This is a genomic window from uncultured Rhodococcus sp. (assembly GCF_963525155.1).
GTDB classification, from domain to species: domain Bacteria; phylum Actinomycetota; class Actinomycetes; order Mycobacteriales; family Mycobacteriaceae; genus Rhodococcus_F; species Rhodococcus_F qingshengii.
Window position 1 is genome coordinate 1 of sequence record NZ_CAURKP010000027.1, and the last position, 12,217, is coordinate 12,217.

15 protein-coding genes are annotated in these 12,217 nt (G+C 61.1%); 7 read left to right on the forward strand and 8 right to left on the reverse strand.

What is annotated here, in order from left to right:
* Positions 1–455 (forward strand): helix-turn-helix domain-containing protein (locus RWT78_RS08775; protein WP_314675371.1); only part of this gene is annotated, 455 nt, incomplete at its 5' end.
* Here the strand turns inward: RWT78_RS08775 and RWT78_RS08780 are convergent.
* Positions 440–1,285 (reverse strand): alpha/beta fold hydrolase, encoded by an 846-nt coding sequence (locus RWT78_RS08780; RefSeq protein WP_314675373.1) that lies wholly within the window; start codon positions 1,283–1,285, stop codon positions 440–442. The two genes, RWT78_RS08775 and RWT78_RS08780, sit on opposite strands and share 16 nt — an antisense overlap.
* A 128-nt stretch (positions 1,286–1,413) precedes the next feature.
* Between RWT78_RS08780 and RWT78_RS08785 the strand changes: the two genes are divergently transcribed.
* The 3 genes from RWT78_RS08785 to RWT78_RS08795 are packed head-to-tail and all read left to right on the forward strand — an operon-like array spanning position 1,414 to position 3,448.
* Positions 1,414–1,917, forward strand: a complete 504-nt coding sequence (locus tag RWT78_RS08785) for a hypothetical protein (RefSeq protein WP_314675374.1) — start codon at positions 1,414–1,416, stop codon at positions 1,915–1,917.
* 9 nt (positions 1,918–1,926) lie between these two features.
* Positions 1,927–2,499 (forward strand): YdeI family protein, encoded by a 573-nt coding sequence (locus RWT78_RS08790; protein ID WP_007727476.1) that lies wholly within the window; start codon positions 1,927–1,929, stop codon positions 2,497–2,499.
* 58 nt (positions 2,500–2,557) lie between these two features.
* Entirely contained in the window at positions 2,558–3,448 is an 891-nt protein-coding gene (locus RWT78_RS08795) for a sucrase ferredoxin (RefSeq protein ID WP_314675379.1), read from the forward strand.
* Positions 3,449–3,499: 51 nt separating this feature from the next.
* Here RWT78_RS08795 and RWT78_RS08800 read toward each other — a convergent pair whose 3' ends face one another.
* On the reverse strand, positions 3,500–4,483 hold the full coding sequence (locus tag RWT78_RS08800) for a hypothetical protein (RefSeq protein WP_058039036.1): 984 nt from the start codon (positions 4,481–4,483) through the stop codon (positions 3,500–3,502).
* A gap of 76 nt (positions 4,484–4,559) precedes the next feature.
* Between RWT78_RS08800 and RWT78_RS08805 the strand changes: the two genes are divergently transcribed.
* Positions 4,560–5,141, forward strand: coding sequence for a GNAT family N-acetyltransferase (locus RWT78_RS08805; RefSeq protein ID WP_073512445.1), 582 nt, complete (start codon positions 4,560–4,562; stop codon positions 5,139–5,141).
* A 13-nt stretch (positions 5,142–5,154) separates the two neighbouring features.
* Here the strand turns inward: RWT78_RS08805 and RWT78_RS08810 are convergent, their stop codons facing one another.
* Positions 5,155–5,769 (reverse strand): NAD(P)H-dependent oxidoreductase, encoded by a 615-nt coding sequence (locus RWT78_RS08810; protein WP_314675384.1) that lies wholly within the window; start codon positions 5,767–5,769, stop codon positions 5,155–5,157.
* Between the two features lie 76 nt (positions 5,770–5,845).
* Here RWT78_RS08810 and RWT78_RS08815 point away from each other — a divergent pair, with 76 nt between their 5' ends.
* The gene (locus RWT78_RS08815; RefSeq protein ID WP_042449699.1) at positions 5,846–6,421 is read left to right on the forward strand and encodes a TetR/AcrR family transcriptional regulator; all 576 of its coding nucleotides are present in this window, start codon (positions 5,846–5,848) and stop codon (positions 6,419–6,421) included.
* Positions 6,422–6,423: 2 nt separating this feature from the next.
* Here the strand turns inward: RWT78_RS08815 and RWT78_RS08820 are convergent, their stop codons facing one another.
* Positions 6,424–7,347, reverse strand: a complete 924-nt coding sequence (locus RWT78_RS08820) for a LysR family transcriptional regulator (protein WP_314675390.1) — start codon at positions 7,345–7,347, stop codon at positions 6,424–6,426.
* Between the two features lie 81 nt (positions 7,348–7,428).
* Between RWT78_RS08820 and RWT78_RS08825 the strand changes: the two genes are divergently transcribed.
* Positions 7,429–8,418, forward strand: coding sequence for a pyridoxal-phosphate dependent enzyme (locus RWT78_RS08825; protein ID WP_314675392.1), 990 nt, complete (start codon positions 7,429–7,431; stop codon positions 8,416–8,418).
* Positions 8,419–8,801: 383 nt separating this feature from the next.
* Here the strand turns inward: RWT78_RS08825 and RWT78_RS08830 are convergent, their stop codons facing one another.
* The 4 genes from RWT78_RS08830 to RWT78_RS08845 all read right to left on the reverse strand — a co-directional run bounded on the left by RWT78_RS08830 (position 8,802) and on the right by RWT78_RS08845 (position 12,205).
* The gene (locus RWT78_RS08830) at positions 8,802–9,320 is read right to left on the reverse strand and encodes a hypothetical protein (RefSeq protein ID WP_314675394.1); all 519 of its coding nucleotides are present in this window, start codon (positions 9,318–9,320) and stop codon (positions 8,802–8,804) included.
* On the reverse strand, positions 9,286–11,280 hold the full coding sequence (locus tag RWT78_RS08835) for an SDR family oxidoreductase (RefSeq protein ID WP_314675396.1): 1,995 nt from the start codon (positions 11,278–11,280) through the stop codon (positions 9,286–9,288). Before RWT78_RS08835 ends, RWT78_RS08830 begins: the two co-directional genes overlap by 35 nt.
* Before the next feature lie 50 nt (positions 11,281–11,330).
* Positions 11,331–11,453, reverse strand: coding sequence for a hypothetical protein (locus tag RWT78_RS08840; RefSeq protein ID WP_003940840.1), 123 nt, complete (start codon positions 11,451–11,453; stop codon positions 11,331–11,333).
* Between the two features lie 284 nt (positions 11,454–11,737).
* Complete coding sequence (locus RWT78_RS08845; RefSeq protein ID WP_231915037.1) at positions 11,738–12,205, reverse strand: hypothetical protein; 468 nt, start codon at positions 12,203–12,205, stop codon at positions 11,738–11,740.
* Between the last annotated feature and the right edge of the window lie 12 nt (positions 12,206–12,217).

Genomic DNA, 12,217 nt, shown 5'->3' on the forward strand with positions numbered 1-12,217 from the left:
CGCTCGCATTGCTCGAGCGAGATCATGGTGCAGAAATGGCCCGACGTGTCGCACAGCTTCTGGTGGTACTTCTCCAACGTCCGGGTGGGCAGTCACAGTTCTCGCCGTCGTTGAGCGGGCCGCGGCCCCGGGTGCCCGCGCTTCGCGCAGTGGTCGAGGCGGTGGCCGCCGATCCGGCGGGGGAGTACTCGGTCGACGAACTGGCTGCCCTGGCGCACCTGAGCCCACGGCATCTGACGAGGCTCTTTCGGGAAGAACTCGGTACGACGCCGGCCAAATACGTCGAGTTGATCCGTTTCGACTCCGCGAAAGCGCTCCTCGATGCCGGCCACTCGGTGACCGAAGCCGCGCAATTGGCGGGATTCGGCAGTTCGGAATCCCTACGACGAGCATTTTCGACGCATCTCGGAATCTCGCCGCAGGTGTACCGCCGTCGTTTTCAAGCTTTCGGCTGAGACTGACTTTCGTGCTTGCCTTGCGGCGGGCTCATGCCCTGCTTGTCGAGCCAGGCAAGGCTGTAGTCCGCGATCTCACGCCAGCCGTGGTCGATGGTCAGCGAGTGACCTCGATCGCCGAAGACCTTGTATTCGTTGATCGTCGGGGCCTTGGCGTACTTCTTGAACGAGCTGTCCGAACTGGCTTTCGGGACTGTGCGATCCTTGCCGCCGCCGATCATCAGGAGTGGCCCGCGGCGGGCGTTGAAATCTACTGCAGCGGGGCTGTGGGGCGCGAAGTTGGCGAGTGCTGCCTCGAACAACGGCCGACCAGGGGCGGGAATCGCATACTGCTCGAACAATGCGTCGGACTCGTCCTTGGACACGGCACTGGCGAAGGACTTGTGGAACGACTCTCTGTTGTGTGAGTACGCCTTCCGGTAGTTCCCGGGGTTGGACAGGACCGGGAAAACACTGCCCAGTTGAACGAGGGGAAGTTTCAACACCCCTTTGGGCTGAGCCGGGTCGATGGCAATTGCCGCGGTCGCCAGCTTCTGGCCCAGAAGTTTCTGCGCGATCAAACCTCCGAACGAATGCCCCACCACGATCGGTGGTTCGTCGAGATCGGCTATCACCTTGGCGTAGTGATCCGTCACGTCCTCGATGCCGTGTCCCGCGATGTCTTCCGGGTGTTCACGCGTCTCACCCACGGTCGACGCGTCCCCTGGCCACCCCGGCGCCATCGTGGGGTATCCCAGCGCGCTGAAAACCTGCGCCCAGGGGTCCCAGGTGGTCGGGTGCATCCAAAGTCCGTGGATGAACAGAACAGTCGGGTTGGACTTGGGCGACATGCGCGCTCCCCGCTATCGGACCGATGATCGATACGGAATGCCCGCTTTTTACAACCTCATTCACATTTTCGGCGAGCTCTTCCGTCGGGCCGTTCCGTTCTGTTGTGCGAAGATGGCACGATCGTGGAATGGCACCAACTGGATCTGCGAAGGCGATGGCATTGTGGACGACTGCTTTTGTTGTCTCACAAGCGAATATTGCTCGCCTACTCGGGCCGGTGGCTCCCAGAGTATTGGAAGTGCAGACGGCGTTCTCCGCTCGCCGGTACGTCGAAATATTGGACTCCATGGACGCAGAGGCCACGGCACGATTTCGTAGTCACTACTACCCCGACTTCGTACATCCCGCGATCTACGCGATGGCTTTGCGGTCAGCGGGCACGAGGCTCGGGGAGCGGGTTCCCCTTTCCCCGGCAACTCGGCGCGCCCTTGCCGTAGTGCCGGTACTGTCGGCGGCCGGCGACTACGTCGAGAACGTGGTCGGACTCCATTTCCTCGATCATCGCGACAGGATCACCGACTCGAGGGTTCGCGCCGCTTCGACCGTCAGTATTGCCAAATGGGTGCTCGCACTCGGAACTCTCGGATATTTGTCGCAGGGTTTTGTCAGAGTATGGGTATCGCGAAATTGAGGAGCACTGATGGCAGTCGAACTCGGCACCGAATACTTCGCTGACGGAGCAGAGTTCCGTCGATGGCTGTCCGAGAACCACGAGGTGGTCCCCGGCCTTTGGCTGAAAATGGCCAAGAAGACCTCGTCGCACAGTTCGATCGACTACGACCAAGCGTTGGACGTTGCCCTGTGCTTCGGCTGGATCGACAGCCTCGCACGGCGAATCGACGACGATTTCTTCGTACAGAAGTTTTCGCGACGCACCGCGCGGAGTCCGTGGTCCAAACGCAACGTCGAGATAGTCGCCCGCCTCGACGCTGCGGGACTTCTCGAGCCTTCCGGCATCGCCGAGATCGAGAAGGCCAAGGCCGACGGTCGATGGGATCGCGCGTACGAGGGATCAGCCAAGGCCGAGGTCCCCAAAGACTTTCTCGATGCGCTCGCGGAAAACCCGAAGGCTCGTGAGTTCTACGCGACGCTCAATTCCACCAACCGATTCACCATCGCGTACCGACTGCAGGAGGCAAAGCGTCCGGAGACGCGAGCCAGGCGGATCGAGAAGTTCGTGAACCAGCTTGCGGAGGGCAAGAAGTTCTACTGAGCTGCCGCGTCACTGGGCCACAGGGACTTGCGAATCGACACCCAGCGAGGCTGACACAATGGGCCTCGTGATCGAAGCCGAAACCTGTTCCGCACTGTCTGCTGTCGATGAGCCGCTGGCAGGCAGCGCTGCCGTCGTGCGGGGCTGGGTATGCCTCGAATTCAATGCCGCGTGGGGTCGTGACGTGTTGGACGGTACGGCCTTGGGAGAGGAGCTTGCCGCCGAGCTGAGCCGCCGAGCCGATGCAGCGAACGTACGAATCATGTTCGTTCGGCGACCCGGGCGTACCGATCCGATGACTGATGGACACACCGTCCTGCTTGCGCGCTCCGATCCGAGCGACTCATGGTGTGAAAGGTTGCACATCGATTCGCCGATGGACTTACTCGACGTCGATTTCTCCCTGTTGGATGGGCCGCCACCAGGACTGGGCGAGCAAGTGACCGAGCCAGTCGTATTGGTCTGCGCGCACGGCAAGCGCGACCAGTGCTGCGCTGTATTCGGCAGGCCGATCGCCGCAGCGCTGATGTCGTCCTTCGGACCCCAGGTGTGGGAGTGTTCGCATACCGGCGGGCACCGATTCGCGCCGTCGATGATCCTGTTGCCGAGCGGCAATACGTACGGCCGTCTGTCGGCAAGTGAGAGTGTCACGGCCGTGGAGGTGGCTTCCCGAGATCAGGTCCATTTGCCAGGCCTGCGTGGACGGAGTTGCTGGTCTCCTGCGGGACAGGCTTCGGAAATTGCTGTGCGACAGCAAATAACCTGCGGAATCGACGACTTGGCTGTCATCGAGCAGGCGAGTGACGGGACATGCGTCGTCACACATGTGGACGGCCGGCTATGGGCGGTGGAGACGGCACTCTCCGAACTCGCGCCGCGTCCACCGAGTTGCGGCGCGGCGCCCAAGCCGGTCAGGCCGGTTGTGGTCACGTCGATTCGAGACCTGTGATTTCATCGTCGGTTTTCTACGATCAGTCTCGATGAACTCGGGTGTGGGTCGCTACTGCAACAGGAGCGCAATGACTGCGGGCGGTAATTGACGTTGTCCGAGGAGGTTTACGCGTTGGCATCCGTCGAGTTCGACTGCCATCCGCGTGCCGCCCGATCCGTCGGGACGAAGTACGTCGATCGAAGCGATGTGATGGGCGACGAGATCGCATGGGCCTGCAGGTGGCGCGGTGGATGCAACCTCCATCAGATCAGTACTCTGCTGGCGTGACAAGCGGATTCGGGACTCGGGCAGCGGCGGTTCGGTGGAATAGCGGCACACCCGTAGTCTGCCGACGTCGGAAATCGGTGTAGCCAAAGCTGTTTCCGTCAGTGGGCGCGCGTGAGTGTCTTCGTGTTCTGCCATGCGACTCATGTCAGCTTCAGTGGTCGTCGCGAACGGTTGTCCGATCGACTCCGCGCAGGTTCCGGCGTCATCGGAGGAGATGCCGTCGACCGGATGCTGCGCGCGGCTGATCTCATGTAGTTGGCTCAGGGCTGCGTGTGGTTTCTCTTGCAGTCCGCAGGGCGCGGTCGGCCAGGTAGGGCGTATGGCTGCTCCTGCTTCGTCTACCAGCCACAAACCGGCTGGCGGGACGAGTCGGTACGCGCAGTCGGCCCGGACGTTGGCAGGAAATCGACGAGACTGTTCGCGGAATGCATCGTCCACCGCGTGGATGTCCCCCTCGAGGCGTATGGAGTCGATGGTCAACCCACCGTCGGACGTTTCTCCGCGTTCGCATCGAACAACGGCAACGGGGCTGAAATCAGGAGGCGGGTAACCACTTCCCTCGGGGCGAAGTGCGATGCTGCTGTCGCGTGCCTCGGGGGCTACGAGCGCGGCGGTGATATCAGGGGCGAGGCAGTCTGCCCGATCGACCGCCGTCGCGACCGGTGGAGTGAAAGATTCATAGTCTCGAACGCCGGTCCAAACCAACGCAACGGCGACGACACTGACGACGATGATAAAGACCCCAGCTGTGAATCGTCCACTCATACATCGACACTATGTGCTTTTGCGATGGATTGAGGCGAAGTCTCGACCATTGCGGGTGCGACGTAGCATCGCTGCTATGACAGTCGATTTGGTTGCGCCTGACGAGGCCTTGTGGGTGTCCTGGTTGGAGTCGCGTGACGAGTGGGGTGGACCGCAGGCGGATCAGCCCGGTTCGGCGTTGGGAGTTGCGCAACGTCTGGATCTCGACCTTGCGTCACGCGATGGATTCGGGCAGTGGGTTCAGGAGTTGTTGGCGCAGCCCGAGGCGTTACCGGGTCCCGACATTGTCCCGGCAACCAACTGGTGGATCGTTCGAGACGGCAGGTATCTCGGTGCTATCCAGTTGCGGCACAGCTTGAATGAGTTCTTGGCTGATCTTGGTGGTCATATCGGCTACGGGATTCGGCCGTCGGAACGGCGGAAAGGGATAGCGTCGGCTGCTCTGCGGGAAGTGCTCACGTATGCCGGCGACCCGGTGGGGCTCAGTGGCGTCCTGATTACGTGCGACGAGACCAACGCGGGTTCGCGTAGGGCAATCGAAGCGTGCGGGGGACTTCTCGATAGCGTGCGCCCAGCTGATCAGTTGTCGCGCAACCTCGGCCATTCGGGAGACACGCTTCGCTACTGGGCGGCCACGGGCCGGTCAAGCGCCAGTTGACCGTTTTTGACCGTCAACGGGAAGTCGCGGTCGCAGGGTAGGCGACACGGGACGCGATGCTTTCGCTGAGGTCGTGGATTTCTGCGGCGAGGACGTCTCGGCTCTTCGTGTCCGACTCGTGAACGAAGGTTGTCGATCCCATTGTGGCACCGCAATATTCGATGATTCCGCGTTCGATCTGTGTCCGGAAGGCCTCGTACACGCCGTGTCGGTCGAAACTCTCGGCGTCGTCACCTGCGACTGGAATCAGGTGGACGGTGAGTCGGTCCAGTTTCTTCACGAATTCGCTTCCCGGGGTGAATTCGTACGCCCATCCGCTGACGAAGACTCGATCGATCCAACCTTTGAGTAGTGCGGGCATCGACCACCAGTACATCGGGAACACGAGAATCAGATCGTCTGCACGATCGATTCGGTCCTGCTCGGCTACAACATCGGCCGGGGGAGTCCCTTTGCCGCGGAACAGGTTCACATCGGCTTCGGCGAATCGGGGATCGAAATTCTCGGCATGTAGGTCCGCGAAGTCGACGTCGCCGCCCAGGTCGCGGATCGCGTCGGCGGTAGAACGGGCGACATGCTGGGTAAGTGACTGAGGATCGGAGTGGGAGACTACGACGAGTGTGGTCATGAGCGTCCTTCGGTAGATGGTGCGCTTATGTACTAAGAGTAGGTTACTATTGGTATATAGCGCAAGGAGGTGTCCGATGGCACGTACGAGACTGTCGCGAGCCGGCAGGTACGAACAACTCGTGGAGGTGTCGTGGGCATTGGTGCGAGAGGAGGGTGCGGACGCGCTGACCCTTGGTCGGTTGGCTGAACGTGCCGGCGTTGCAAAGCCAGTTGTATACAGCCATTTCGCCTCTCGCGCCGCGTTGTTGGCAGCCCTCTTCAAGGAATTCGACGATCGTCAGACGGTGATGCTCGAGGAGTATCTCGATGCCGCGGATGAGTCTCTGAACGGACGCGCGAATGCCATCGCCGACTCCTACGTCGGATGTTCGCTGGCGCAGGGGCGTGAACTGACGGGTGTGCTTGCAGCGCTGGAGGGTTCGCCCGAGCTGGAGCGGGTCAAGCGTGAATCGGAACACGCCTATTCCGAACGATGTCGGGAGGTGCTGACTCCCTTTGGTGCGGGCGGAGGACTTGCGCAACCTTCGATGACCGCAATATTCGGTGCTGCAGAGGCACTCTCGCATGCGGCGGTAGCGGGAGCGCTCTCGCCCGACGATGCTCGAAGCGAACTTGCCGCACTGATAGTCGCGGTGGTCGGCCGGACCTGAGGTCACCGGTTATCTTGGTGCCCATCCAATTCGACGCGCTCACGCATGGATTCGGATATCGCTGTCAGAGTTCTGACGAACGCGTCGATCGCGGGAGCAAATGGAGGTTTGCCGTAGGTTGCGACGGAGACAGTGCGTCGCTCGCCGGGAATGCGGTGTGCGCGGATACTCGGGTTCTGATGTGCCTGGAGGGCGAGGGCCGGAAGGGTGCTTACCCCGCTTCCGGAGGCGACCAGGGCTTGGACGGCGACGTAGTCGTCGGTCTCGAACTCGATCCGCGGAATGAATCCAGCTCGATTGCAAGCGGTGAGGAGGTGGGCTCGGCAGCTCGGGCAACCGGCAATCCAGGTCTCACCGGCGTAGTCCGTGATCTCGTTGGCGGCATCTGCATTCCGCGCAGAGGTGATCAGGTACAACGGATCTTCCAGCAAAGTCGTCTGCGCGACCTGCTTGAGCCCGACTTCAGGGGTGTCCTCGTGCGCGAAGACAACAGCTACGTCGACATCGTTGTTACGGAGCAGTGCAAGTGCTTTGGGTGGTTCTGCATCAACGAGGCTGATGGACACATCGGGGTACTGGGACGTGAACGCTGCCATCGCCTGCGGAATCAAACTCGCCAGGGCTGACGGGAATGCGGCCAGTCGTAGTCGCCCGGTCCTCAGTCCGGCGTACGTCTGGACTTCGGCTACCGCTGCGTCGACGTGGCCGAGGATCTCGGTGGCTCGCCGAACCAGCACTGCGCCGGCGTCCGTCAGGCGCAGTCCACGACCCGCTCGCTGGAACAGTGGAACCCCGACTTCCGATTCGAGCTGTCGAAGGTGGTGACTGATGGAGGGCTGCGCGTAACCGAGAGAATCGGCGGCGGCTGTCACCGATCCTTCCCGTGCAACAGCGACCAGGACCCTCAGCCGAATTAGATCGAGCATGCCAAAATCATAGAAGATTTCGATGCTTTGGACGAAAACACGTATTGGATCTATGAATCGGTGTTTGGCAGGGTGAATCACATGGCACCGGCATCTGATCTCACGGCATCAAACCAGCTACATCCACCCGTATGGGCAGACGTCGAGCGTGCCAGTCAGGTCGTCCGACGGCATCTACCGGTCACGCCCCTGACATCGCATCCGACCTTGGGTGCGGGCTCGTGCAGCCAATTGTTCGTCAAACACGAGAACGTGCACCCCACGGGTGCGTTCAAGGTTCGCGGCGGACTGAATCTGGTGGCAGGACTGGATGAGGCGACGCGGGCGCGGGGGATTGTCGGCTACTCGACCGGAAACCATGCTCAGTCCTTGGCGTATGCCGCAGCGGGTGCGGGCGTGCGGTGTGTGATCGTCATGCCGGTTGGGGCGAATCCAGTCAAGGCTCACGCTGTCCGCATGCTCGGAGCCGAGCTCATCGAGCACGGTGTGAACTTCGACGAAGCACGTGCTCACGCCGATTTCATCAGCGAACGTGACGGCCTGCGTCTCGTGAGCGCCGCCAATGAGCCGGCAATCCTCGCCGGTGTTGCAACGGCCTACGTCGAACTCCTCGACCAACAACCTGATCTGGACGCGGTGGTGGTCCCAGTCGGTGGCGGCAGCGGCGCCGCGGCGGCGTGTCTCGTCGCCAGTGCGCTTGCACCGCACCTCGAGGTGTTCGCAGTGCAGTCTGAGGCCGCACGAGCCGCACATGACTCGTGGAGTTCCGGCACGTGCGTCGAGCGCCCGAACACCACCCGTGTCGAAGGGCTTGCGACCGGTGCCGGGTTCGCACTGACTCAACGTGTCTTGCGTGAACGCCTCGGGGGATTCCTGCTCGTCACTGACGACGACATCACCCTCGCACAGCGGGCGTTGCTCTACGACGCTCACACTTTGAGCGAAGGTGCTGGTGCGGCCGCACTTGCTGCGGTCTATTCGCATCCGAACACCTTCGCTGACAAGCGCGTTGCTGTTGTCTGCACGGGCGCCAATGCCTCCGAGAGTGAGATCCGCAGGGTCGTCGGCTAATTCATCTCGCATTCGGAACAATGTGCAGTGTCAGCGAACTGACGGAAAGCCGAAGTACGGTGTTCCAATGACTTCACCCCGAGACAGGTCACTTATCACTCGCAGTGTTCCCGCACTCATGCTGGTAGTCGGGGTCATTGGATTGATCGCAAGTTTCGGAGTGACCTCACGTTGGGGGTTCCCAGGGTCCGCATCGCAGCTTTGTAGATCAAGTTCGTATGGAAGCGGATTGCTCGAAGAAGCAGGATGGGCTTGGATCCCGTTTCCCGTAGCCTCTTGCAAGGCAGTGGATTTCGATTCTTCCGCAGTTTACTTCGCGCTCGGATGGGAAAACTCGATCACTGCCGCAGTATCGATCGCATTCATCGCCATGGCTCTGAAACTCACTTGGGGTGCAGGAGTTCAGTGATGCTTATATGCCCGGCCTTGGGTTCGTTCGGAAGGCTGACCGGCGCAAGCCCCATGCTTTCCCGACGCTCGTTGACCGAAAAGACGTACTGGGCAAATTCAGGCTTGACATGCACGTCCGGAAACTGTGCCCGAAGTTCGCCCACGATCTGATAGCCCTCGTCGTACCAGTCGAAAACGTTGATCCCTGGATTCCACTGCGGTCGCATCGCGAAGCCGTCGATCTCGGTCACAAAGAACTTTTGGAAGCGATCAGTCCACGCCAGTATTTTCTCTCCGAGTTCATCGTTGATCCCCATTTGGCTCGGGAGAACAAAGGGCTGATCCGCCTGAATGATGACCAGTTCACACGAAGGCCACAGCGAACTGGGATGACCATGGTCTGGATAGATTCTGATGACTAGCATTGCAGACTCGTTCCCCTGGCCGAAACGCTCCGAGGCGAAGTCACACCACCGGTCACCAGTGCGTACCGGGCACGAGTCGGGCGGCACGACGGCCGAGTTTGCGGATGCGCGAGCGCGAATGGTGCTGTCGCGTCGGTGTTGCCGGAGCGTCTGCCGGAGTTTCCTTGTCTACCTGACCCTTTGCCGCCGGAGAGTCGGGGAATGCCTGGTACATCTGGTTGAGAATTCGGTCCTTGGTGTGCGGTGCGAACAGGGTTCCCAGATCACCCAGGGTTCCGAGTGGTACGTCGATGCGTTTGGGGCGGTCGATCAGCGCGCGGATCACCATTGCCGCAGCCTTTTCCGGGCTGGTGATCGGGCCGTTGTTGTATTCGCCGGTCGGAGCGATCATCGGTGTTTCGACCAGGGGCATGTGGATGGTCGTGAAAGTGATTCCGTCCGCCAGGGTTTCAGAGGCGGCTACGTCCGAGAAACCGTCGAGGGCGGCCTTGCTCGCCACGTAGGCCGAGAATCTAGGCGTTGCCGCCTGGACTCCCGCGCTGCTGATGTTCACGATGTGGCCGAAGCGGCGAGAGCGCATGGTCGGTAACAAGGCGAGCACCAATCGGACAGCGCCGAAGTAGTTCACGGCCATCGTTCGTTCGTAGTCGTGGAAACGATCAGTGGAGTGGTAAATGCCGCGCCGGATGGATCGGCCGGCGTTGTTTACCAACATGTCTACGTGATCGTGTTCTGTCAGAATGCTTTTGATCGTGTGCTGGACCGACTCGTCGTCGGTGATGTCGCAGGGGTAACCGAACGCCTTGCCTCCGGCTGATCGAATCTCCAGTACCGCGGCATCGAGTTCGTCGGTGCGGCGTGCGATCAGGAGAACGGTGGCGCCTTTCTGAGCGGCGGCAATGGCCGATGCCTTGCCGATTCCGGAAGAGCCTCCGGTGATCAGAACGATCCGACCCACGAGCGGTCCTTCGGGACTGTTACGTCGTGCGCGATTGGGATCGAGGTTTGCGCGCCAGTACTTCCACAACACAGTGGAGTACGACCCGAACTCGGGGACCGCCAGTCCCGATCCGGCCAGGGCGGCAACGGTTCTCTCCGAGGTGAAGGTCGGCGCCATCGTCATGTTGTCGAGCAATGCTGCAGGCATGCCGATGCGATCGAGGAAGACCTTCCGTGCCGATTCTGCCGAGTCCATCGGCAATGGCGAGACAAAGGGTTTGGCGATCACGCCCGGAAGGCTGAGTGCGGGCCGGGGTGCTCCGGCGGCCTTGGCGAGTCCGGCATAGATTTCGCGGACCGGTTGAGGTTTCGGATTCACGAGATGGAATGCTTCGCCGTCGTGGCCGGGCGCGTGCATCAATTCGACGAGGGCGGCGGCTACGTAGTCGACGGGCACCACATTGGTTGCGCCGAGGTTGGGGATCGGGATGGGGAGTGCTGCAGGTAGTTTCGCGAGTAGCGCCAGTCCTGGAAACAAGTAGTACGGACCGTCGATCTTGTCCATCTCCCCGGTGACGGAGTTGCCGACCACGGCAGACGGCCGATAAACACGCCAGGTGAGGCCTTCTCGTTCTCGAACGAGCTTCTCGGCCTCGAACTTGGTTCGGTGGTAGGGCGTCGGAAAGCCTTGGCCGCAATCGAAATCGGTCTCGCGGAACGTGCCCGGATAGTCGCCTGCGACTGCGACCGATGACACGTGATGAAGGGTGGCTCCCAGTTTCGCAGCAAGTTCGACCACGGAGCGTGTGCCCTCGACATTCGTCGAAGCCTGCTCGTCTCCGGCGGTGATGTCGTAGATCGCGCCGAGGTGAAGGACGTGGTCGGCAGGCGGGGGAGAATCGATGCCCAGCCCAGGCTCGGTCAGATCTCCAATGAGCGGATGCACGCGATCGCCGCCGGGAATTGCCGACACCTGTTCTTCGAGTTTGGCGACAGAACCGGCTCTGACCAGCACATGGATCTGAGCAGTTTGATCACGCTCGAGCAGGAGTGGCAGTGCAGCTCGTCCGAGGAATCCGGTACCGCCAGTGACGATGTAAGTGGCCATAGTCGGTAACTTACTCCAAAGTAAGATCAGCGGCTAGAGGGAAACGAACATCAGTGCGTCATGACACCGTCCTCGGCGTCGAAGTCGATGCCCGCGGAGATGATTCCGGAGAACAAGAACGCGACGGCAAGCGCAAGAGCGGGGATTGCAAGGATCCATTCGAAAATTGTCATGCTCCAAGTCTGACGAAATCAGCTTCGGAGAACATCGCCCTGCGGAGCGATTTAGACGATCGGGCAGTCATCCTCGAGGACGACTGCCCGATCAGGGAAATCCACTAGGTCTGTTGCTGAAGAGTTTCGGGCGCAGTGGGGTGCGCGCTCGTCCTTGCGTCGCGTGACGTGATTTCGGATGAGATGTGGGCGGCCGTTGTTCCGAGGGTGTGAAGGCCATGCGCCGTCCGCCAGTAGACCGGCGCACCATCGTCGAGGCGATGGAGTGGCCAGGCCGGCAAACCCTAGGCCGGTTCAGCGCCCGACAAGTCCTCGACCGCATACGGGGTCGTTCCTTCGAACAGAACACCGATCCCGAAAGGATCGGCCATCTCGAGCCTTGACTCAGCGAACCGCAGCAGCCAGGTTCCGTCAGCCCAGATCACCGCCTCAGGTTCGCCGAACAGTGACTCCGTGGCGTCCAACTCCACGAGTTCGGAGTGGCGGAGGCCGAACTGTGGCCCACGCAGCTGTTGACGCAGGTAATCGGCGGCGACTTCGGCAAACTCACCGAACCGGGCCATCACGGTCGCAGCGAGCTCACACACCGCAGACTCCGGCACGGTGGCCGGCTCGATAACCAGACTCACCGGCCTGGAGTCACCGACCCCCTGGACATCGATGATCGATGTCCAGCACGCCAACGAATCGTCCGAGTCGACACGCGAAAACACTGCTGAGCCGACCACAACACTCTCAGGTAAGTCATCCACGACCCCTAGTCA